The organism is Staphylococcus warneri (genome assembly GCF_900636385.1).
Classification (GTDB): Bacteria; Bacillota; Bacilli; order Staphylococcales; family Staphylococcaceae; genus Staphylococcus; species Staphylococcus warneri.
Genome location: NZ_LR134269.1, coordinates 798,372 through 819,847, shown reverse-complemented (window position 1 = coordinate 819,847; position 21,476 = coordinate 798,372). Strand labels below are relative to the sequence as shown.

Annotated in this window: 19 protein-coding genes, 2 tRNA genes, 1 rRNA gene and 2 pseudogenes; 2 read left to right on the top strand and 22 right to left on the bottom strand. The window is 32.0% G+C overall.

The window, feature by feature from the left end; translation table 11 throughout:
- Nucleotides 1-221: 221 nt before the first annotated feature.
- The 19 genes and pseudogenes from EL082_RS03990 to EL082_RS03895 form a co-directional block, all read right to left on the bottom strand.
- A 16S ribosomal RNA gene (locus EL082_RS03990) occupies nt 222-1,774 on the bottom strand.
- Between the two features lie 118 nt (nt 1,775-1,892).
- Nucleotides 1,893-1,966 (bottom strand) — tRNA-Gly (locus tag EL082_RS03985).
- Nucleotides 1,967-1,989: 23 nt separating this feature from the next.
- Nucleotides 1,990-2,075: transfer RNA gene (locus tag EL082_RS03980), tRNA-Leu, on the bottom strand.
- A gap of 274 nt (nt 2,076-2,349) precedes the next feature.
- A complete protein-coding gene (locus EL082_RS03975) occupies nt 2,350-2,808 on the bottom strand; it encodes a SprT family protein (RefSeq protein WP_002466780.1) in 459 nt (152 codons plus the stop codon).
- On the bottom strand, nt 2,801-4,951 hold the full coding sequence (locus EL082_RS03970) for a Tex family protein (RefSeq protein WP_015364835.1): 2,151 nt from the start codon (nt 4,949-4,951) through the stop codon (nt 2,801-2,803). Before EL082_RS03970 ends, EL082_RS03975 begins: the two co-directional genes overlap by 8 nt.
- Before the next feature lie 206 nt (nt 4,952-5,157).
- On the bottom strand, nt 5,158-5,928 hold the full coding sequence (gene sigB, locus EL082_RS03965) for an RNA polymerase sigma factor SigB (protein WP_002451621.1): 771 nt from the start codon (nt 5,926-5,928) through the stop codon (nt 5,158-5,160).
- Nucleotides 5,903-6,382 (bottom strand): anti-sigma B factor RsbW, encoded by a 480-nt coding sequence (rsbW, locus tag EL082_RS03960; protein ID WP_049414624.1) that lies wholly within the window; start codon nt 6,380-6,382, stop codon nt 5,903-5,905. The genes sigB and rsbW overlap by 26 nt, the downstream gene beginning before the upstream one ends.
- A 1-nt stretch (nt 6,383) precedes the next feature.
- Entirely contained in the window at nt 6,384-6,710 is a 327-nt protein-coding gene (locus EL082_RS03955) for an anti-sigma factor antagonist (protein WP_002466754.1), read from the bottom strand.
- 93 nt (nt 6,711-6,803) lie between these two features.
- Nucleotides 6,804-7,804 (bottom strand): annotated as a pseudogene (locus tag EL082_RS03950) (SpoIIE family protein phosphatase).
- 322 nt (nt 7,805-8,126) lie between these two features.
- Nucleotides 8,127-8,489 carry a type II toxin-antitoxin system PemK/MazF family toxin gene (locus tag EL082_RS03940; RefSeq protein ID WP_002451625.1) on the bottom strand — a complete coding sequence of 121 codons (363 nt, stop codon included), beginning with the start codon at nt 8,487-8,489 and terminating at the stop codon, nt 8,127-8,129.
- Nucleotides 8,486-8,656 carry a type II toxin-antitoxin system antitoxin MazE gene (gene mazE, locus EL082_RS03935; protein ID WP_002451626.1) on the bottom strand — a complete coding sequence of 57 codons (171 nt, stop codon included), beginning with the start codon at nt 8,654-8,656 and terminating at the stop codon, nt 8,486-8,488. Before mazE ends, EL082_RS03940 begins: the two co-directional genes overlap by 4 nt.
- Nucleotides 8,657-8,747: 91 nt before the next feature.
- On the bottom strand, nt 8,748-9,896 hold the full coding sequence (alr, locus tag EL082_RS03930) for an alanine racemase (RefSeq protein WP_015364834.1): 1,149 nt from the start codon (nt 9,894-9,896) through the stop codon (nt 8,748-8,750).
- A 51-nt stretch (nt 9,897-9,947) separates the two neighbouring features.
- On the bottom strand, nt 9,948-10,322 hold the full coding sequence (gene acpS / locus EL082_RS03925; RefSeq protein WP_002466788.1) for a holo-ACP synthase: 375 nt from the start codon (nt 10,320-10,322) through the stop codon (nt 9,948-9,950).
- A gap of 26 nt (nt 10,323-10,348) precedes the next feature.
- A complete protein-coding gene (locus EL082_RS03920) occupies nt 10,349-10,852 on the bottom strand; it encodes a PH domain-containing protein (protein ID WP_015364833.1) in 504 nt (167 codons plus the stop codon).
- Nucleotides 10,839-12,365, bottom strand: a complete 1,527-nt coding sequence (locus EL082_RS03915; protein ID WP_164553444.1) for a PH domain-containing protein — start codon at nt 12,363-12,365, stop codon at nt 10,839-10,841. Before EL082_RS03915 ends, EL082_RS03920 begins: the two co-directional genes overlap by 14 nt.
- Nucleotides 12,358-12,831: a PH domain-containing protein gene (locus EL082_RS03910; RefSeq protein WP_002466763.1), complete on the bottom strand. Its 474-nt coding sequence runs from the start codon at nt 12,829-12,831 to the stop codon at nt 12,358-12,360. The genes EL082_RS03915 and EL082_RS03910 overlap by 8 nt, the downstream gene beginning before the upstream one ends.
- A gap of 199 nt (nt 12,832-13,030) precedes the next feature.
- Nucleotides 13,031-14,560, bottom strand: a complete 1,530-nt coding sequence (gene cshA / locus EL082_RS03905) for a degradosome RNA helicase CshA (protein WP_015364831.1) — start codon at nt 14,558-14,560, stop codon at nt 13,031-13,033.
- Nucleotides 14,561-14,857: 297 nt separating this feature from the next.
- Nucleotides 14,858-16,219, bottom strand: coding sequence for a UDP-N-acetylmuramoyl-tripeptide--D-alanyl-D-alanine ligase (locus EL082_RS03900; RefSeq protein WP_002466757.1), 1,362 nt, complete (start codon nt 16,217-16,219; stop codon nt 14,858-14,860).
- A gap of 15 nt (nt 16,220-16,234) precedes the next feature.
- Nucleotides 16,235-17,305 carry a D-alanine--D-alanine ligase gene (locus EL082_RS03895; protein ID WP_002466764.1) on the bottom strand — a complete coding sequence of 357 codons (1,071 nt, stop codon included), beginning with the start codon at nt 17,303-17,305 and terminating at the stop codon, nt 16,235-16,237.
- A 357-nt stretch (nt 17,306-17,662) separates the two neighbouring features.
- Between EL082_RS03895 and EL082_RS03890 the strand changes: the two genes are divergently transcribed.
- The gene (locus tag EL082_RS03890) at nt 17,663-18,853 is read left to right on the top strand and encodes an FtsW/RodA/SpoVE family cell cycle protein (RefSeq protein WP_002466775.1); all 1,191 of its coding nucleotides are present in this window, start codon (nt 17,663-17,665) and stop codon (nt 18,851-18,853) included.
- A 139-nt stretch (nt 18,854-18,992) separates the two neighbouring features.
- On the opposite strand, the gene EL082_RS03885 is transcribed toward EL082_RS03890, so the two are convergent.
- The 3 genes and pseudogenes from EL082_RS03885 to EL082_RS03875 form a co-directional block, all read right to left on the bottom strand.
- The gene (locus EL082_RS03885; protein ID WP_002466770.1) at nt 18,993-19,130 is read right to left on the bottom strand and encodes an Lmo0850 family protein; all 138 of its coding nucleotides are present in this window, start codon (nt 19,128-19,130) and stop codon (nt 18,993-18,995) included.
- 138 nt (nt 19,131-19,268) lie between these two features.
- Nucleotides 19,269-19,490, bottom strand: a complete 222-nt coding sequence (csoZ, locus tag EL082_RS03880) for a putative copper chaperone CsoZ (protein WP_232012202.1) — start codon at nt 19,488-19,490, stop codon at nt 19,269-19,271.
- Nucleotides 19,489-19,779 (bottom strand): annotated as a pseudogene (locus EL082_RS03875) (metal-sensitive transcriptional regulator); the annotation flags it as partial. The pseudogene EL082_RS03875 and the gene csoZ, both read right to left, overlap by 2 nt.
- Before the next feature lie 188 nt (nt 19,780-19,967).
- On the opposite strand from EL082_RS03875, the gene cls reads away from it, so the two are divergent.
- Nucleotides 19,968-21,452, top strand: a complete 1,485-nt coding sequence (gene cls, locus EL082_RS03870) for a cardiolipin synthase (protein ID WP_002466786.1) — start codon at nt 19,968-19,970, stop codon at nt 21,450-21,452.
- Nucleotides 21,453-21,476 lie beyond the last annotated feature (24 nt).

Genomic DNA, 21,476 nt, shown 5'->3' with positions numbered 1-21,476 from the left:
GTTCTATTTCCAGTCAAGCGTTTGCATACTGTTTTGTTATCATTACTTTAAATACTCATTTACTCTAGTAAACTCCGCTTTAAAGTAACTCAACGCATTGTCTGCGAATCGCTTTCTTTGAAAAAGAAGATATGTGAATGTTATATAAACATTCAAAACTGAATACAATATGTCAATGTTATTCCTCATCTTCTACGAAGATGTTCCGAATATATCCTTAGAAAGGAGGTGATCCAGCCGCACCTTCCGATACGGCTACCTTGTTACGACTTCACCCCAATCATTTGTCCCACCTTCGACGGCTAGCTCCATAAATGGTTACTCCACCGGCTTCGGGTGTTACAAACTCTCGTGGTGTGACGGGCGGTGTGTACAAGACCCGGGAACGTATTCACCGTAGCATGCTGATCTACGATTACTAGCGATTCCAGCTTCATGTAGTCGAGTTGCAGACTACAATCCGAACTGAGAACAACTTTATGGGATTTGCTTGACCTCGCGGTTTAGCTGCCCTTTGTATTGTCCATTGTAGCACGTGTGTAGCCCAAATCATAAGGGGCATGATGATTTGACGTCATCCCCACCTTCCTCCGGTTTGTCACCGGCAGTCAACTTAGAGTGCCCAACTTAATGATGGCAACTAAGCTTAAGGGTTGCGCTCGTTGCGGGACTTAACCCAACATCTCACGACACGAGCTGACGACAACCATGCACCACCTGTCACTTTGTCCCCCGAAGGGGAAGACTCTATCTCTAGAGCGGTCAAAGGATGTCAAGATTTGGTAAGGTTCTTCGCGTTGCTTCGAATTAAACCACATGCTCCACCGCTTGTGCGGGTCCCCGTCAATTCCTTTGAGTTTCAACCTTGCGGTCGTACTCCCCAGGCGGAGTGCTTAATGCGTTAGCTGCAGCACTAAGGGGCGGAAACCCCCTAACACTTAGCACTCATCGTTTACGGCGTGGACTACCAGGGTATCTAATCCTGTTTGATCCCCACGCTTTCGCACATCAGCGTCAGTTACAGACCAGAAAGTCGCCTTCGCCACTGGTGTTCCTCCATATCTCTGCGCATTTCACCGCTACACATGGAATTCCACTTTCCTCTTCTGCACTCAAGTTTTCCAGTTTCCAATGACCCTCCACGGTTGAGCCGTGGGCTTTCACATCAGACTTAAAAAACCGCCTACGCGCGCTTTACGCCCAATAATTCCGGATAACGCTTGCCACCTACGTATTACCGCGGCTGCTGGCACGTAGTTAGCCGTGGCTTTCTGATCAGGTACCGTCAAGATGTGCACAGTTACTTACACATTTGTTCTTCCCTGATAACAGAGTTTTACGATCCGAAGACCTTCATCACTCACGCGGCGTTGCTCCGTCAGGCTTTCGCCCATTGCGGAAGATTCCCTACTGCTGCCTCCCGTAGGAGTCTGGACCGTGTCTCAGTTCCAGTGTGGCCGATCACCCTCTCAGGTCGGCTACGTATCGTTGCCTTGGTAAGCCGTTACCTTACCAACTAGCTAATACGGCGCGGATCCATCTATAAGTGACAGCAAAGCCGCCTTTCACTATTGAACCATGCGGTTCAATATGTTATCCGGTATTAGCTCCGGTTTCCCGAAGTTATCCCAGTCTTATAGGTAGGTTATCCACGTGTTACTCACCCGTCCGCCGCTAACGTCAAAGGAGCAAGCTCCTTATCTGTTCGCTCGACTTGCATGTATTAGGCACGCCGCCAGCGTTCATCCTGAGCCAGGATCAAACTCTCCATAAAAAATTATGATGTTTGATTAGCTCATAAAACTAAATTAATTATTGTAACTTTCGTTACATTATTGGAATTAACGTTGACATATTGTCATTCAGTTTTCAATGTTCATTTAATTAAATTTTGGAGCGGGTGATGGGAATCGAACCCACAACATCAGCTTGGAAGGCTGAGGTTTTGCCATTAAACTACACCCGCATATATAATTTTAAAAGTTATTTTGGTGCGGCCGAGAGGACTTGAACCTCCACGGGATTTCTCCCACTAGGCCCTCAACCTAGCGCGTCTGCCATTCCGCCACGACCGCTGGCAAAACGCATTCAAAAGTTTATCGATTTCTCAATAGCATAATAAATTGTAAATCATTTATTAAACAATGTCAATAACTTTTTAACATGAAATTAACAAAATTAATCATCTTGTAATGTTTGCTCATTTATTAACGCAACGTTATTTATAATAAATCATCGTAAAAGTAATGTCAATACTTATATGTGATATTAATAGAGGACACTAAATAATTTTTCTTATTAGTGCCCTCATTCTAGTTCATATCCAATTTATTTTTACTGTACGATGGCTTACTTAATCTTTTTTCTATCTAACTTTAATTTACCACCACATTTACCACATCTCATGATACTTACATTCACTCTTTTTATTCTTAAATACTTCGTCTTACATTCGGTACAGATATATTCATAATTAGCACGTTCTTCATAAGAATGCGTTGGTGTGCAAAATCTTGGTGCACCAACTTTCGTACTTAAGCTTTTAAAATCTCGATCTTTATGTTTATAACCTTTACCTAAAATATGCAAATGATAATGGCAAAGTTCATGTTTTACAATATCAATAATAGCTTTTTTACCATAATGCTCATATTGCTTGGGATTAATTTCTATATCATGTGATTTAAGTAGATATCTTCCACCTGTTGTTCTTAAGCGCCTATTAAAATACGCATTATGTTTAAAGGGTATTTTAAAATACTTTAAGGAAAGATCACATACTAAACTTTGTAATTCCTGATTATTCATGTGGATTTATCATTGTCAATGATACTTTATCTTTTTGCTTATCTATGTTAAGTATCCAAACATCGACAATATCTCCTACACTTACAATGTCCATTGGGTTCTTAACGAATTTTTTAGATAGTTTTGATACATGTACAAGTCCATCTTGTTTGACACCAATATCAACAAACGCGCCAAAATCTACTACATTTCTTACAGTACCACTAAGTTTCATTCCTTCAGATAAATCCTCAATTGATAAAACATCGGATTTTAAAATTGGTGTTTCAAATTCATCACGAGGATCCCTATTTGGTGCTTTTAAAGATTTAATAATATCTTCTAATGTTGGTTTTCCTATATTTAATTGGTTAGCAATTTCATGTGTATCAATGGAATCTAATGTCTTTTTTAATGTTTCACTACCTAAATCTTCAACTTTAAGATTTAACTGGTTAAGTAATTGATATGTTACATCATAACTTTCTGGGTGAATAGATGTATTATCTAACGGTTCTGTACCATCTACAATTCTCATGAAACCAATACTTTGTTCGAATGTTTTGGCACCTAAACGTTTAACTTTAGCTATATCTTTATGATGTTTAATAGCACCATTTTCTTCTCTATATTCTATTAGATTTTGGGCAATTTGTGATGAAAGTCCTGACACATATTGTAGTAGTGAACGAGAAGCTGTATTAACATCCACGCCGACTTGGTTTACCGCTGTTTCAACAACAAATGTTAGTGCCTTTTCTAATTCTTTTTGGTTAACATCATGTTGATATTGTCCAACACCTATTGATTTTGGATCTATTTTAACTAATTCACTTAAAGGATCTTGTACCCTTCTACCAATTGAAACAGCACTTCTTTCTTCGACTTGGAAATCAGGAAATTCTGCACGTGCAATTTCTGATGCTGAATATACTGAAGCACCTGCTTCGTTTACTATGATGAATTGGACTTTAAGATTAAATTTATTAATAACATTAGCGATGAATTGTTCTGTTTCTCTACTAGCTGTCCCATTACCAATTGCAATTAATTGAACATCATAATCATTAATCATTTTTACTACTATTTTCTCAGCTGTATCTGTTTTATTTACTGGTGGATGTGGATATATCACATTCTTAGCCACGAATGTTCCATATGGATTAATAACTGCTAGTTTACAACCCGTTCTAAAAGCTGGATCTACGCCTAGTATTTGTTTTCCTTTCATTGGCGGTTGTAAAAGTAAATTTCTCAAATTCTCACTAAAAACATCTATAGCATGATTTTCAGCTTTTTCTGTTAAGTCACCTCTGATTTCACGTTCAATAGATGGCATTATTAATCTCTTAAGACTATCTTTAATTGCGTCTCTTATAATAGCTGTCGCTTCAGTTTCTCTTTTTATTTCTTGTTTTTCTATGTCTTTTTCTACTATTTCTGTATCAAATTCTATTTTTACAGATAATATTTTTTCTTTTTCTCCTCTATTAACCGCTAAAACTCTGTGATTAGCTATCTTTTTAATCGGTTCAGCATAATCATAATACATAGAGAATATTTCTTTTTCATCTTCAGCTTTTTTCTTTTTAGTAGTTACAATTTGTCCTTGTTGATATACATTTTTTAATATTCTTGAACGATATTTAGGATTATCAGAAATTTGCTCTGCAATGATGTCTTGGGCACCCTGAATGGCTTCTTCAACGCTTTTTACTTCTTCGTTAAGGTAGGTTTGTGCTTTTGTTTGAACCTTTTCGTCAAGTTCAGATTGTAATAGCCATTTAGCTAAAGGTTCTAAACCTTTTCTTTTTGCCTCTGTTGCACGTGTTTTTTTCTTTTGTTTATATGGTCTATATAAATCTTCAACACGTTGTAATTTAGTTTGCTTAAGAATATCATTTTTTAATTCATGAGTTAGCATTCCTTGTTGCTCAATACTATGAATAACTTCTTCTTTTCTTTTTTGTAAGTTAACCATATATTGATATTCATCTGAAATTTGTTTAATTTCTACTTCATCTAAACCGCCAGTTTGTTCTTTACGATATCTAGCTATGAATGGAACGGTATTTTTATCTTCTAATAGTTTCAATACTGAAGTAATTTGCTTTTCTGTAAAATTATATTTTTCGATAATTGATTTTATTAAATGATTGTCCATAGTTCTACCACACTTTTTCTTTAATTTATCTTTTTATTTTAACATAGTTGCTTTCTGTAATAATAAAATCCTGATACTTATATATGGTACTATAAGGTTAAAAAAATAAGATTACTATTTCTTTAGCAGTACATCACATAATTGTGAAACATCTAACTAAAGAAATAATAATCTAATAATTAATATTTTTATCTATTTTTTAATAACTATTGTTTAGCTGCTTCTTGCAACTTTTTAATAGCAGTTCGCTGTAATCTAGACACATGCATTTGACTTAGTCCTATACGCTCACCAGTTTCTTTCTGACTTAATCCTTCAATGAATGTACACTGAATGATTTCTTTTTCTCGGTCAGATAAGATTGGTAAAATTCTTTCTAGTATCATGCGCTTTTCTGTAAGATCATAGTTATCATCTTGTTGACCCATAATATCTAGTAACGTAACCGTAGACCCATCTTTATCCGCTTCTATTGAATGGTCTACACTTAATGCATTGTAACTTTGGCCCATTTCCATTGCTTCAAGTACTTCTTCATCTGTAACTTCCAAACGAGCAGCAATTTCACTTATTGAAGGTGAACGTTCTAATTCATTTGTAAGTTCATCACTTACCTTCTTTATGCGCGGCCCTATTTCTTTTATGCGTCTAGGTACATGAACACTCCATGTTTTATCTCTTAAATACCTTTTTATTTCACCAATTACAGTTGGTACTAGGAATGCTTCAAATTTTCGATCAAATGACAAATCAAATCTATTTATAGCACCTATTAAACCAACCATTCCCACTTGAACTAAATCTTCATGATGTGATTGACCTTTAGAATATTTATAAGCTAAAGATTCGATTAGTTTACGATAATGCCTTACTAACTTATCTTGAGCTCCACTATTTTGGTCTTCTTGGTGTTCTTTAATCCATTGGTTAATCTGTTCAGGTGATACATCATTAACTGATTTCGACTCTTTCGTCATTATTTCGCACCTGCTCTTTTTTTATATACTTAATCATACTTATTGTAACACCAGACTCTTTATAAACAGTTACTTCATCCATCAGTGACTCGATTAAGAATAACCCTAATCCACCTTCACGTAAGAAATCTATATTTTCGTTATCATTATAAGGTCCTAAATTAGATTTAGTTGTCTCATAATCAAAGCTTTCACCCTGATCTGAAATCACAATTTTAATTTTATCTTCAAAGACTTCAAAGCACAAATTAATCATACCTGTTTTAGGATTATGTTTGTATGCATGTTTAACTGCATTCGTGACTGCTTCACTTACTGCAATTTTTGAATCTTCTATATCATCGTAAGATGCACCTGCTCTAGTAAACACACCAGACAGTGTTAATCTAATTAGACTTACATATTCGGCAGAAGCTGGTAACCGCATTTCAATATAGTCTTGTTTTGATTGCATGTTACTCTACCTCCGTTCCTTCATTAACATGCATTAAATCTTTTAATCCGGTAATATCAAATAGTCTTCCAATACGGTCAGAAACGCCTAAGATATATAAATCTTTACCGTTTTGATTTAATGCTTTAAGTGTACCTACAAAAAGACCCAAACCTGTTGAGTCCATATAACTAACATTCGCTAAATTTACATGAATATCATGTGTACCTTCCTGTCTCATAGGTACTAACACTTCTTCTAATTCAGGTACTGTATAAACATCTAATTCTCCGCCAACTTTAACTTCATAATATGTATCATGTGTGACAGTTTCTATATTAAGATTCATTTGGTTACACTCCTAATTGTATTTCAAATCTACAGTTTTCTATTCAAGAATAATTATACCCAAAGTTCACATTACTTAATCATAAAATAAAATTTAATTTACTCTTTTAATAATTAAAATAGTCATATCATCTTTTTATTAGGATTTTGTACTTTTAATATTGCTTCGTAAATAATTTGAACAATATCTTGAGGGTGCATATGTTTATATTTCTTGATTAAATTTAATAAGGTATCTTTCTTAATGAATTCGCCTTTTTTATTTCTTGCTTCTGTTACGCCATCAGTAAAGATAATCACCAAATCATCAATATAGATTGGAATTTCCTGTTGACTATATCTTGTTTGTTGGTTAACACCTAAAACACGGCCTCTTACTTCTATCTCTTGAAACTCTTCTGTCTCTGCTCTATATACATAACCTGGTTCATGACCAGCTGAACTACAATATAATAAATGGTTCATCTCTTCATATAAACCATAAAACATCGTAACAAACATATTCTGGTTGACGTTTTTTTCTACAACCCTATTGAGCCTCTTTAATCCTTCACTTGGCAATTGAGAATGTCCATATGAGTCCATTCCAAACTTTATCATGCTCATTGCTAAAGCAGCCGGTATTCCTTTTCCAATGACATCTGCAACTGCAAAACTCATAGTGCCATCATTATGGTCAATTAAGTTAAAATAGTCTCCACTCACCTTTTGTGCTGCAACTGATATCACACCAATTTGAATACTATCAAATTGAGGAATATCTGTTTTCAACATAGTTTGTTGAAGTCGAGAAGCTAAATCTATTTCTTTATCGTGGTATTGTAGTTTATTCACTAATTTTTGATAATCTCTATAACTATAACCAAAGCCTTTAACAACTTCTTGTAGTACATCTAAAGTATCAAGCGCTTCATGATCAGTAACGTCTAATGAAGATATATAATTTTTATGTATTTCAACAATATCTTCTGGCAAAATATCCTTTTTTATAACTTCATTAGTAAATTCTTCACACTTTTTTATTAATTGAGTTTTATTATTCGTGCTTAAACTTTCATCAATTAATTTTTTATAATCTTTTTTAAATTCTTCCACGATTTTGCCTCCTCAATACAACTTCAACGCTCAATTTCTAACGTTCATTCAAAATATCTTTTTTTATTAGTTAAAAACCTAAAACTTCTATACATCTAAAAAAGACTTTAGGGATGGAATACCTAAAGCCGTAAAACTTAAGACATCCTTTTATAATAAATAATACTTCGAAATAACTATCATTGCTCATAATATGTTAAAAATTCAAGGCTCAACGTGATAAATAAATCTCTTTTTATACATTTAAGCAGTTGTAATTATTATAAAGTTATTGTCTTTTATTTCATTATTTTATTTGTATTGGAATAATACATACAATTAATTATGTCTTAGAATGATTGAAATTATGTAAACCTAGACTAATGTCTAGGGCGTAATCTACTTCTTTCATTTTGTTATCAGACAAATATGTGAGTTTTTCTTTTAAACGATTTTTATCTAAAGTACGAATTTGTTCTAATAAAATAACTGAGTCCTTATCAAGTTTGTACTTTTTCTTTTCAATTTCAACATGTGTAGGTATCTTAGCTTTATTAATCCTTCCAGTGATTGCGGCAACAATAACAGTAGGACTATATTTATTACCTGTGTCATTTTGGATAATGACGACGGGTCTTACTCCCCCTTGTTCTGACCCTTGAACAGGTGATAAATCTGCTAGATAAACATCTCCTCTTCTAATCATTCATTCTTAGCGTTAGAAGTTAAATATGTTTCATTGCAATCGCACGCTTCACATTCAATAGGAAAAGCTTCGGTTGCTAGGGAGAGATTTAAATCAGCCATTTGTGCATAACCTTCTTTTAAAGATTGCTCTAAACTGTAACTTCTATTTTGATTAAAAGATAACATACAAAGAACCTCCATCTGATTCCAAAAGTTGCATTATTAAGATTTCTTAATTTAACTTAATAATAACAAATTTTGAAAACAGTGACTATACTTATTTTAATAATTCATTAGTTATCTCTGTATTATCTTCTATGTGATAAATGCGAGGTAATCGTCTTGATAAATTGCATAAAACTTCATAATTTATTGTATCTTGCTGCTTAGCTAATGCTTCAACTGATTGGTCTGTGTCCACATGGTTATCTAATAGGATTACTTTATCTCCGACTTTTACTGTATCAGGAATTTTGACCATCGTTTGATCCATACATACTCTTCCTATTACTTCGCATTGATGACCATTCACGTTTACACATGATCCTTGCATTGAACGTAAATAACCGTCTGCATAACCAATTGGTAATACTGCTATTCTCGTTGGTTCCGTTGCAGTATAAGTACTTCCATAACTTACAGAGTCTCCAACATTTAATGTTTTAGTTTGTACAATTTCACTTACTAACTGTGCGCTTGGTTTCAAATGTACTTTTACATTTTCTTTAACATATTCTGAAGGGTAATATCCGTAAAGAGATATACCTAAACGAATTGCATTGCAGAACTGACCATCCATTAATAGAGCCCCTGCTGAATTTTGAGTGTGTATATAAGTTGGTTTTTCTACTTGTTCTACTAGTTCTTTAAATTTTTGATATTGTGTAGCCATCGAATCTCCAGGTTCGTCAGCACATGCAAAATGAGTATATACGCCTTCAAATACAAGTTGATCATATTTGCTAATAATATCTACAACCTCTTTGTATTCTTCAACATCCTTCATACCTAGTCTACCCATACCTGTATCAAGTTTTAAATGTAACCAAAGTGCTTTTTCATTTTCATCTGATATATTCTTAATTGATTCTTTTAACCATGATTTTGAAGGGACTGTCAATGCGACACGATGTTGTATAGCTTTATTAATATCTTTAGGTGGAATTACACCTAAAATTAAAATTTTAGCTTTAATGCCATGCATACGTAACTCTATTGCTTCATCTAATGTTGCCACTGCAAAAAATGAAGCACCATTTTCCATTAGGTGTTGCGCAATTCTAACACTACCTAAACCATAACCATTAGCTTTAATAACTGATATAACAGTCTTATTAGCATGCAATTTATCAAATGTTTGATAATTAGATAAAATTGCATTCAAATCTATATTTAAATACGTCGATCTATAAAATTTTTCTGACATAATGTCATTGCCTCCTTTAAAACCTAACAAAGCGAATACAAATAAGTTAGCTTACACATCATCATTATTATCTTGTTTTTCTAAAAGAACTTGACTCATCGCATAATTTTCAGTATGGGTAATACTCACATGAACTCGAAAACCACTATAGTCTATACATGGTTTCCCAAGATGATCGTTATAGCAGTTGATATCATGAAATGCAATAGTTTTCCCTAAACCAGTTCCTAGGGCTTTACTAAATGCTTCTTTAGTAGCAAATCTCCCTGCAAGATACTCAATCTTTCTTTTTTGTTGTGAAAAACCATTAAATTTAATTTGCTCTTCTTTAGATAGAATACGTTCAACAAACTTTTGCTTTTGCTTATTATAAACTTTTTCAATTCTCTCAATTTCTATTAAATCTAATCCAATTCCATATATCATAGGACGCCTCGTTATCTTTTATCATTCTATTCTTTTAATTTTACATCATTTTGATTCAGATTTTCACTATTTCGTCTTTCTTTAATTAAATGTTTGATTTCTTCGGCTTTATCTTTGTTTATAAGTAATAATTCAGAGTTGCCACCTGCTGTTGATAAAGTGACTGTAGCTAATCGAAATTTTCTCATAATAAAGCCTTCACTTATATCAATATTTTGAATTCTAAAAAACGGTATAATATTAGTATTGATAAAGACAATCCCTGTTCTCACATGTATTTCATTATTCTTTATTAAATATCTAAAATTCTTATATCTAAATGTTGGTATGATGAATAACAATGTAATACTGCATATAATTAAAAGTGTTAGACCTCCAATAGCGATTGACTTATTATCAGTTAAATGTAAAAACTTCCAATTTAAAATGAGTATGCATATCAAAACAAGTAAAAGTATGATCAACCCTATTGAATTTGCTAAAATCATAGATTTCTTAGCATTACTATCCATGTAATTATAATTCGACACGTTGATCACCTCCGACATACCATGTTTTAAGGTTTTCTATTGACTTTTCATCTAAGAATTTTAATCCAATAGTTTGATTTGTAGCACCTTTAGAAATTAAAAAATTGAAATGACCTAAATGATTTCTTATTAAAAACGGATGCGCTTTGATTTCCATCCCTATAATTTTATCGTATTTTACATAGTATCTTTTAATAGTAAACAAATTAACTTTCTGTATAGTCAGTTCGTCATTTTCAACCTGAAATCCAGATAAACGAATATAAAGGAATGCCTTAATAATTAATGCTAAAATAATAACTCCTATTATTAAAAGTGCCCAAGTTGACCAATAATAAAACCCCATGCTACCAATTAAAATCAATATCAGCGAAGGTATTAAAAAGTGTCTATGGAATCCTCTCCAAGACATACCTTTGCGTGCAGGTTTGAAATCCATTTCTGGAATTAATGCTTTAATTATTCCATATGCCTCTTTACGTTTAATGAAAGGAATAATCATTATGTTTCCACCTATAGTAGAATCATCTTCCATCTTCTCTTCAAAATCACTCGTAATCAATACATGTATAGCTGTATAACCGAATAATTTTCTTATATATGATTGATGCTCGACGACTGCTTGAATACGATCTGACGGTACTGTTAAGTTCTTTTTAGTAAACAAACCATATTGAATTTTTAACTGATGATTCTCTTGAGATAATGTATATCCAAAATATCTAATGAAATTGATAAGTGCACCTATGATATAACTCGCAACTAAAATCACTCCAATGATAATACTTACAATTAATGCGATAGCATTAGCTAAATGAGTTATTTCTTCAGTAATACTCTTCCACGGAATAATATTGGACATGCTGCCTATAATAGGTGAAATGGTTGCTATTGCTATTCCTATAGCACCACTTGTTAATGACATTAAAATTAAATCTTTAATTGACAATTTAAATACTCGACGCTTTTTTGATGACTTATCAAAAGATTCATTATTATGTAATTCATTATATTCATCAGTATTATTAAAACTATTGTTATCTATTTCAGTTTGGGAATCTGCTAATGTCACCTGGATATCTTTGATTGTTTGTTCTAATTCAATACTTTGTGATTTGGATATAGTTGATAACTCTATCCCGTCACTTGGTGTTTTAATTTGTAATTGAACACCACCTACGATTTGATTAATCATACTTTGTGATGTATCTACAGATTGAATACGACTAATATCTAACTCTTTACGTTCTTTGTTAAATATGCCCGTCGTTAATATAAAGTGGTTATTTTCGATCCAATATCTTGTTTGATAAACTTTCAATATTTGTCCAATAAATGATATTAAGAAAAATAATGACAACACTGCAGGTACAATATATTCACGAATATTTGTGAAATCAAAGTCTTTAAAGTTAAAAACTAAAAAGACAATAATAACAATAATATTTTGTTTAAAAGCTTCAATTAAGCCTGAAATATAAGAAATAGGATGTAATTTTTGCAGGCTAAACATCATATTCAGCTCCCCTCAATTGACTAAAAATTTGTTCTTCTATATATTCCGCTTCCGTTTCCGATACAAATGGTAGTTCAATAAAATGGCCAGCAGAAACAAATGAAATTTCATTAAGTTTAAACATTTTAGCTAGCGGATTGGTACTAATTTGTAAAAATTGAAGCCTTTCTACTTTAGTGATTTCTTGATGTTTGAAGAAAAAAGTAGACTTTACCTCTAAAATATTGTTATGAATTCGATAGTGTAAAAAGTAATAATTGATTAAAGGAACATAAAAGAACCTAATTAAACTTATCCCCCATAAAAGGATATATATGTATATGATAAAGTGCCACCAATTAAATTGATTCCATAAATAAAATAGAATAGTAAAAATAATAATTTCAAAAATCAAGTTAAGTCCCGAGGTTATAAAATAGTAAATCAAAGCATTTTTTGGACTTTTATGAAATGTATTATCCATTAATAAGCTCCTTTTCATTTTAGTCACATTATATCATAGACAATTTCCCTTCTAAATGCTCCTCATTACTTATTAACGCACTTTGAATCAATATTACTTTTGCGCGTTTTATAGACAAAATAAAAAAGCATACATTTAGACTGATCTAAATGCATGCTCTATCTTTAATACAAATATATATTGAGTATTGATAAATTAATTATTTTTGATGGTCAGCAAATGTGCGACCTTTCATAGTTTTGTTTGAACCTTGAGATGATTTATCTTTACGGTCAAATTTCTTGTTACCATTTTTCTTAGAAGCAAAACCTTTAGATGATCGTCTGTTTTTGTTATCAAACTTACCGCCACCGCGTTTATTATTGCCTCTTCTAGAGTTGTTGTTACCTTTTGAATTGCGACCTTTACGTGAAAGTGGTTTTTCAAAAGTTAATTGAACTTCAACTTCATCATTAGCTTCAACTAACTCTTGTAATAATGATGCAACTAACTCAACATCGTTATATTCTTCAAGTAATTCAGTTGAAATTCTTTGTAAACGAGGTTCATTGTCTTTAGACATCCAGTTTTGTACTTTTTCTTTAATATCGTCTTCACGTGCTTTCAACACTTCTTTACGATGTGGTGGTCTTAAAGCAGTCATTCTTCTATTATTAGCATCTTCGATTTGACGAATATAATCCATTTCGATTGGATTTACAAAAGTAACAGCGATACCTTCTTTACCAGCACGACCAGTACGTCCAATTCTGTGCGTATAACTTTCAGTATCTTGAGGAATATCAAAGTTATAAACATGACTTACGCCTGAGATATCTAAACCACGCGCTGCTACGTCTGTTGCTACAAGAATGTCAATTTGATCGTTTTTGAATTTTTTCAATACTTCTAAACGTTTAGCTTGCGTGATGTCACCATGTAACCCTTCAGCTTTATATCCTTTAGAAAGTAACGCGCTTGTTAATTCGTCTACACGACGTTTTGTTCGACCAAACACAATTGCTAGTTCTGGTTGATGTACGTCTAAGAAATTAGTGAAAGTGTCGAATTTTTCTAATTCTTTCACAATTGTATAGTATTCGTCGATTTGTGGATCGGACATTTCATTATTCATTGTTTTAATAATTTTTGGTGTTTTCATGAATTGTTGTACTAATGTTTGAATAGCTTTTGGCATTGTAGCTGAGAAAAGCATTGTTTGACGTTGTTCAGCTGGAATTTTATCCATGATAAATCTCATATCATCGATGAATCCCATGTTCATCATTTCATCCGCTTCGTCTAAGATAAGTGTATGAATGTCATTAGTTTTTAATGTGCGTCTATTTAAATGGTCAATTACACGTCCTGGTGTACCTACAACAATTTGTGGTCCTTTTTTCAAGGCTTTAATTTGGCGCTCTATAGGCATACCACCAAATACCGTAACAACTTGTACGTTTTGACCTTTACTAAATACTTTTAATTGCTCTGCAACTTGCATAGCTAATTCTCTAGTAGGCGCTAGAATTAACGATTGAACACCTTGTTCTCCAACAACCTTTTCAATTAAAGGTATACCAAACGCACCCGTTTTACCAGTACCTGTTTGAGCTTGTCCAAGGATGTCATGTCCTTCTAACGCATAAGGGATACTATCTTTTTGGATAGGAGTTGGCTCTTTAAACCCCATAGATTCAAGTGTTTGAACCGTTTTATCCGAAATCCCTAGTTCTTTAAAATTTTGCAAAATAATTCTCCTTTTACATGTTTATTTCTCAATATACTTTTTTGCATATATGTTCATTTATGTTTTATCAACTTCTTAATAGTACCACCTAACATTTATTATAGCAATAAAGCAGTTGGTATATCGTGATGAATCATGTCCTATAATTATGAAATTTTTCCTTTTAAACTGGTGTTTTATATAAATTGGAAGCGTTTCATAAATATATTTAATTTTTTAAATAAAAATAGTAAGACTACTATGTTATTCCCAAATATATGAGAAATTAACATGAGTCTTACTACAATGGCATAAGCATTATTTGATTAATGCATCGACTACTTCTTCTAATTTCATACCTCTTGAACCTTTGATTAATACTTTATCCTCTGGTTGAACGATCTGTGTAATATGAGATATAAGCTTATCTTTATCATTAAAATGATGTGCTTCATCAACATATTGCTTACCTGTATTGTAAATAAATGTTGCTTCACTACCAAATGTTATTAATTGATCGATTTGTTTATTCTGCAAATAAGATCCGACTTCTTCATGCATACTTTGACTATTGTCACCTAATTCAAGAACATCACCAAGTACAATAATCTTACGTCCATTCATGTTGCTTAGGGTATCTATGGCAGCTTTCATGCTTGTCGGACTTGCATTATAGGCATCATTAATTACAGTAACTTGTTGCTCAGTTTCATGACGTTCCATTCTCATTCCTGTTAATTTAACACGTTTAATATTGTGTTGAATTGTTTCATATGATAGTCCTAATTCTTGTCCTATTGCAATGGCTATAGCAGCATTTTTCATATTATGAATACCTAATATAGGTAATTCATATTGTTGCTGATGATTAATTGTAAATGCAATACCTTCTGTATCAATCTCTTCATTTACACTACAAACTAATGAATTACCTTGTTCTAAACCAATGCTAATACAATTAGCTTGTTGAATTTGTTCGACATGTGGTTTTAATAATGGCTCATCACCATCATAGATAAATGTACCATTTGGTTTTAAGCCAATTGTAATTTCTGACTTGGCTTGAGCAATGCCTTCACGAGAACCTAAATCTTGCATATGCGATTCACCAATATTAGTAATTACAGCAATGTCTGGTTCAGCAATCGTAGATAATAATTCAATTTCATGGAAACCTGACATTCCCATTTCTAAAATAGAAATATCAGTATCTTTATCTAAATCTAGTATAGTTAAAGGCATACCAATTTCATTATTATAGTTACCTTGTGTCTTTTTCACTTTAAACTCTGTGTTGAGTACACTTTCAATCATATCTTTGGTTGTTGTTTTACCATTAGAACCTGTAACAGCAATGACCTTAGGATTAACATATTTTAAATACGCTTTAGCTAAATCTTGCAATGCTTGTAACGTATCATCTACCCAAATGATAGGTCCTTCAATATTCTCGGACAGTGATACATCCTTTTGATAAAATGATGCACCTGCACCATCTTTGAGTGCTTGTTCAACGAAACGATGACCATCGACGTTTTCACCTTTAAAAGGTATAAATAACATATCTTTTTTTATCGCTCTGGAATCAATAGTGACACCTTGTATTGATCGATTAAGATATTGTTCGTCTATTTCACAATCAATCCATGCTTTAATTTGTTTTAATGTTACGTTAATCATTTCAAGCAACTCCGTTTAATCTATTTTATATTTGTTTTTCTTTTTATCTTCATGTCTTTCTTTAGCTAAATCAATTAATTTTGCAATTAAATCAGCATATGAAAGTCCCATGTTTTCCCAAAGACTTGGATACATACTAAATGATGTAAAACCTGGCATTGCATTCGTTTCGTTAATATAAATTTGATTATCTTCAGTAACAAAGAAGTCTGCACGTACTAAACCTGAACAGTCCGTCGCTTTAAATGCTTCTAATGCCATGTTTCTCAAAGTCATTTGTACGTCTTGGTCTAAATCTGCTGGGATTTGTAATTGTATTTTTCCATCTTTATATTTTGATTTATAATCATAGAATGCTACATCTTTAACGACTTCACCTGGCCATGTTGTTTCAGGATAATCATTGCCTAAAACTGCAACTTCTATTTCACGTGCGTTAACACCTTGTTCTATAACTAATTTACGGTCAAATTGGAACGCTTCTTTAATACCTGATTTTAATTCATCTTCATTATTACATTTACTAATACCTACACTTGAACCTAAGTTTGCAGGTTTAACAAAAACTGGGTAACTTAATTTATCATTAACTAATTTAAGAATGTTATTCTCATATTTTTCAAATTCACTTCTTAAAAAACTAATGTATGGTAACTGTGGTAACCCTCTATGTTCAAACAATTGTTTCATAACTAGTTTATCCATTGAACTAGATGCAGCTAAAACGCCATTCCCTACATAAGGAATGTCAAGTACTTCGAATAAACCTTGGATCGTACCATCTTCTCCATTTGGACCATGTAATAATGGGAATACAGCATCATATGATTGTCCTGAACTTCCCTTGCTTAATAATTGGGAAATTTCACCTGTTGGAATGTTATCAATTCTTAAATCCTCTGTTGATTCTATTTCATTAGTGATGTTATCTTGCTTCTTCCATTCACCATCATTTGTTATATAAATAATATCAACTTGATATTTATCTTTATCAATTGCATTTAATACGTTTTGAGCAGTTAAAATTGATACATCATGCTCTGCACTTTTTCCTCCGTAAACGATACAAATATTTTCTTTTGTCATTTCGTTTTCCTCCAATAAACGCTATGGCATAACGTCTTATCATTTTAAAATTTACTTTTAATCATATGTATTTTTAATATACAAAGTCTTCTCTGAAACTTAATATTATCATATTTGATAGGACTTTTGCATTTTATAATCTATTAATATAAAGGGCAAAGTTCTTTTACCAAACCTACTATTCAATCTAATACTCCCTTAGAAATAAAATGGTTATTGCAATTGAACTTGATATTCTAGCAAATTTCTATAAAGTCATGTAAAATCGTTATATAATTATGGATGAAAGATGAATGATTATCACTATTGATAATTCATTACCAAATATCTCATCACGTGTAGTAAAAGGAGTAAATTATGAAATATTCATCCCGTCAACAGCCTAACAAACATTGGCTACTTAAAGTAGACTGGATTTTAGTAGCAATCATTACATTGTTAGCTATATTAAGTGTTACATTAATTAGTTCTGCCATGGGTGGTGGACAATATAGCGCTAACTTTGGAATTAGACAAATATTGTACTATATACTAGGCGCAATAATGGCCATAATAATTATGTTTATTTCACCTAAAAAAATAAGAAATTATACATATTTGCTTTATGGAATTTTTTGCATATTATTATTAGGACTTTTAATATTGCCAGAAACACCTATCACACCAGTTATTAATGGTGCCAAAAGTTGGTATAGCTTTGGACCAATTAGTATCCAACCTTCTGAATTCATGAAAATTATACTTATATTAGCTTTGTCTAAAGTAGTAGCGCGACATAATCAATTTACATTTAACAAGTCATTTCAATCTGATTTGACATTATTTTTCAAAATCATAGGCGTTTCTATTATTCCAATGGCGTTAATTTTATTACAAAATGATTTAGGAACAACATTAGTTATTTGTGCAATCATTGCTGGAATTATGCTAGTGAGTGGAATTACATGGAGATTACTTGCTCCAATTTTTATTGCAGCAATCGTAATTGGTTCGTCAATTATACTTACTATTCTTTTCAAGCCATCTTTAATAGAAAACTTATTAGGTATAAAGATGTATCAAATGGGCCGAATCAATTCATGGTTGGATCCTTATTCATATAGTAGTGGAGATGGTTATCACTTAACTGAATCATTAAAGGCCATCGGTTCAGGTCAACTATTTGGTAAAGGTTATAATCATGGTGAGGTTTATATACCTGAAAACCATACCGATTTCATTTTCTCTGTTATTGGCGAAGAAATGGGGTTCATAGGATCAGTTATTCTCATTTTGTTATTTTTAATTCTAGTCTTTCATTTAATTAGATTAGCAAGTCGGATTAATGACCAATATAACAAAGTTTTTATTATAGGATATGTATCACTTATTGTTTTCCATGTTCTGCAAAATATCGGAATGACTGTTCAATTGTTACCAATTACTGGTATTCCTTTACCATTTATTAGTTATGGTGGTAGCTCATTATGGAGTTTGATGACTGGAATTGGTGTCATTTTATCTATTTATTATCATGAACCTAAAAAGTACGAAACTTTAAAAGACTAATTTGATATCATATAAAAATAGAGTCAACCCCTTCGTGGGCTGACTCTATTGCTTTACTAAAAAAGTCGCCGATTAAAATCGACGACTCATATTCAGAATTTAAGTGTACTTACTAACCAAAATCCTAAATCAAGTTCACTTATTTACATTCGTGACTGATTTGATTTGTTGTAGGTAACGTATTAATAATGTCTAAACGAGATTTAGTTTTTTTAATATTTACACCTAATGATGATAATAAATTGACCACATTTTGAATTTTCTCTGAATTCTTCACTAACAACACCTCGTTTGGTTGACTTCATAATAATCATACCCCAATTCAGCCTACTTTACTACATGATTTTTAAAATTTAATATAATCTTTACTTTTTATAACTTAAAAATATGTTCATTAAACTGAATTTGCATATGATCAATAGAGCACTTTATATCCAGCATCATAAATTTCTTTTTCAATACTATTTAAATTCGCAGGTGTCTCAAATTCAATTGTTATGTTTCCAGAATTGATATCAATATCAACTTGATATACACCTATCATTTCAGTTAAAAGATTTTTTATAGCTTCAGATTGTTCTTGTGTTTCTATTCCAGCAGTATATACAATTTTTTGTTGCACTTGATATCCCTCCATCTTTCATTAATTTTTGAAACGTAACGAGTAGTTCCTCCATTGCTTCTTCTTGATGACCTTGATTTACTTTATCTGCTATACAACTTTTCATATGTTGTTCTAATAATTTAGTAGCTACACTATTTAATGCAGAACGTGTAGCTCTAATTTGAGTTAACACATCATCGCAATAAACATCCTCTTCTATCATTCGATTAATAGCTCTAACTTGACCTTCAATTCGGTTTAATCTCGATTTTAAATTGACTTTAATTTGTTCAGAGTGATGTGCATGATCTTGTTCTGTCACTTGAGTCACCTCTTTATTGATTTCCTTATTATCCTACTTCTCTAACACCATTTAGTCAATGATAGAAAGACTTATTAATACAATCAGTATAATGATAAAAATATGACTTCATGGTACAATTATGTAGTTAAAAACTTTTGTTAAATCAATTAAATTTTAATACAAATAATATAATAAGGAGGTATTTTATGGTCGAAATATTCACAATGACTTTCGCTCATTCCAATCTAATTATCAATATTATTTTGATTGGTGCTTTTATTTTGAACTTAGCTTTCGCCTTTACTATTATTTTTATGGAAAGACGCAGTGCTAATTCAATATGGGCATGGTTATTAGTCCTTGTATTTTTACCTTTATTAGGTTTTATATTATATCTACTTTTTGGCCGTCAGATTCAAAGAGATCATATTTTCACATTGGATAAAGACGATAAAGTAGGCCTTGAAATGATTGTTGATGAACAACTTGAAGCCTTAAAAGATAAAAACTTTTCAAAAGGGAATCATCAAATTGTTAAATTTAAAGAAATGGTCCAAATGTTGTTATATAATAATGCAGCGTTTTTAACAACAGATAATGATTTAATGATATATACTGACGGTCATCAAAAATTTGATGATTTATTAGAAGATATAAAAAATGCTAAAGATTATATACATATTCAATATTATATCTTTCACAGTGATGAACTTGGCAAGACCATTTTGAAGGCTTTAGAAGATAAAGCTGAAGCTGGTATTGAAGTTAAAATGTTATATGATGACATGGGTTCAAGGGACTTAAGGAAAAAGGATTTGAAAGCATTTCGTAAAAAAGGTGGTCACGCTGAAGCCTTTTTCCCATCAAAACTACCCCTTATTAATTTACGAATGAATAATCGAAACCACCGTAAAATTGTTGTGATAGACGGTAAAATAGGATACGTGGGTGGATTTAATGTTGGTGACGAATATTTAGGTAAATCTAAAAAGTTTGGATATTGGCGTGATACGCACTTACGTGTTGAAGGAGATGCAGTGAACGCCCTTCAATTAAGATTTATCCTAGATTGGAATTCTCAATCTACTCGTGACAATATAACTTACGAAGAACGCTATTTCCCAGATGTCGACTCAGGTGGCACTATTGGAATACAAATAGCTTCTAGTGGTCCGGATGAAGAATGGGAGCAAATTAAATATGGCTATTTAAAGATGATTTCTTCTGCTAAAAAGTCGATTTATATCCAATCACCATATTTCATTCCTGATCAAGCATTTTTAGATTCTATCAAAATTGCTGCACTTGGTGGTGTAGAAGTCAATATTATGACTCCAAATATGCCTGATCATCCATTTGTTTATTGGGCAACATTAAAAAATGTCGCTTCTCTTTTAGAAGCAGGTGTCAATGTATATCAATACAATAATGGATTTTTACATTCCAAAACATTAATTATTGACGATGAAGTCGCAAGTGTTGGTACTGCCAATATGGACCATAGAAGTTTTACACTAAATTTTGAGGTTAATGCCTTTATATATGATGAAGGTATTGCTCGTTCTTTAAAACAAGCCTTCATAGAAGATATGAAAGTATCAGATCAATTAACTAAGGAAAAATATGCATCACGTAGTTTATGGATCAAATTTAAAGAAGGTATATCACAACTCTTATCTCCTATTTTATAATACTATGTATTCAACAAATAAGAT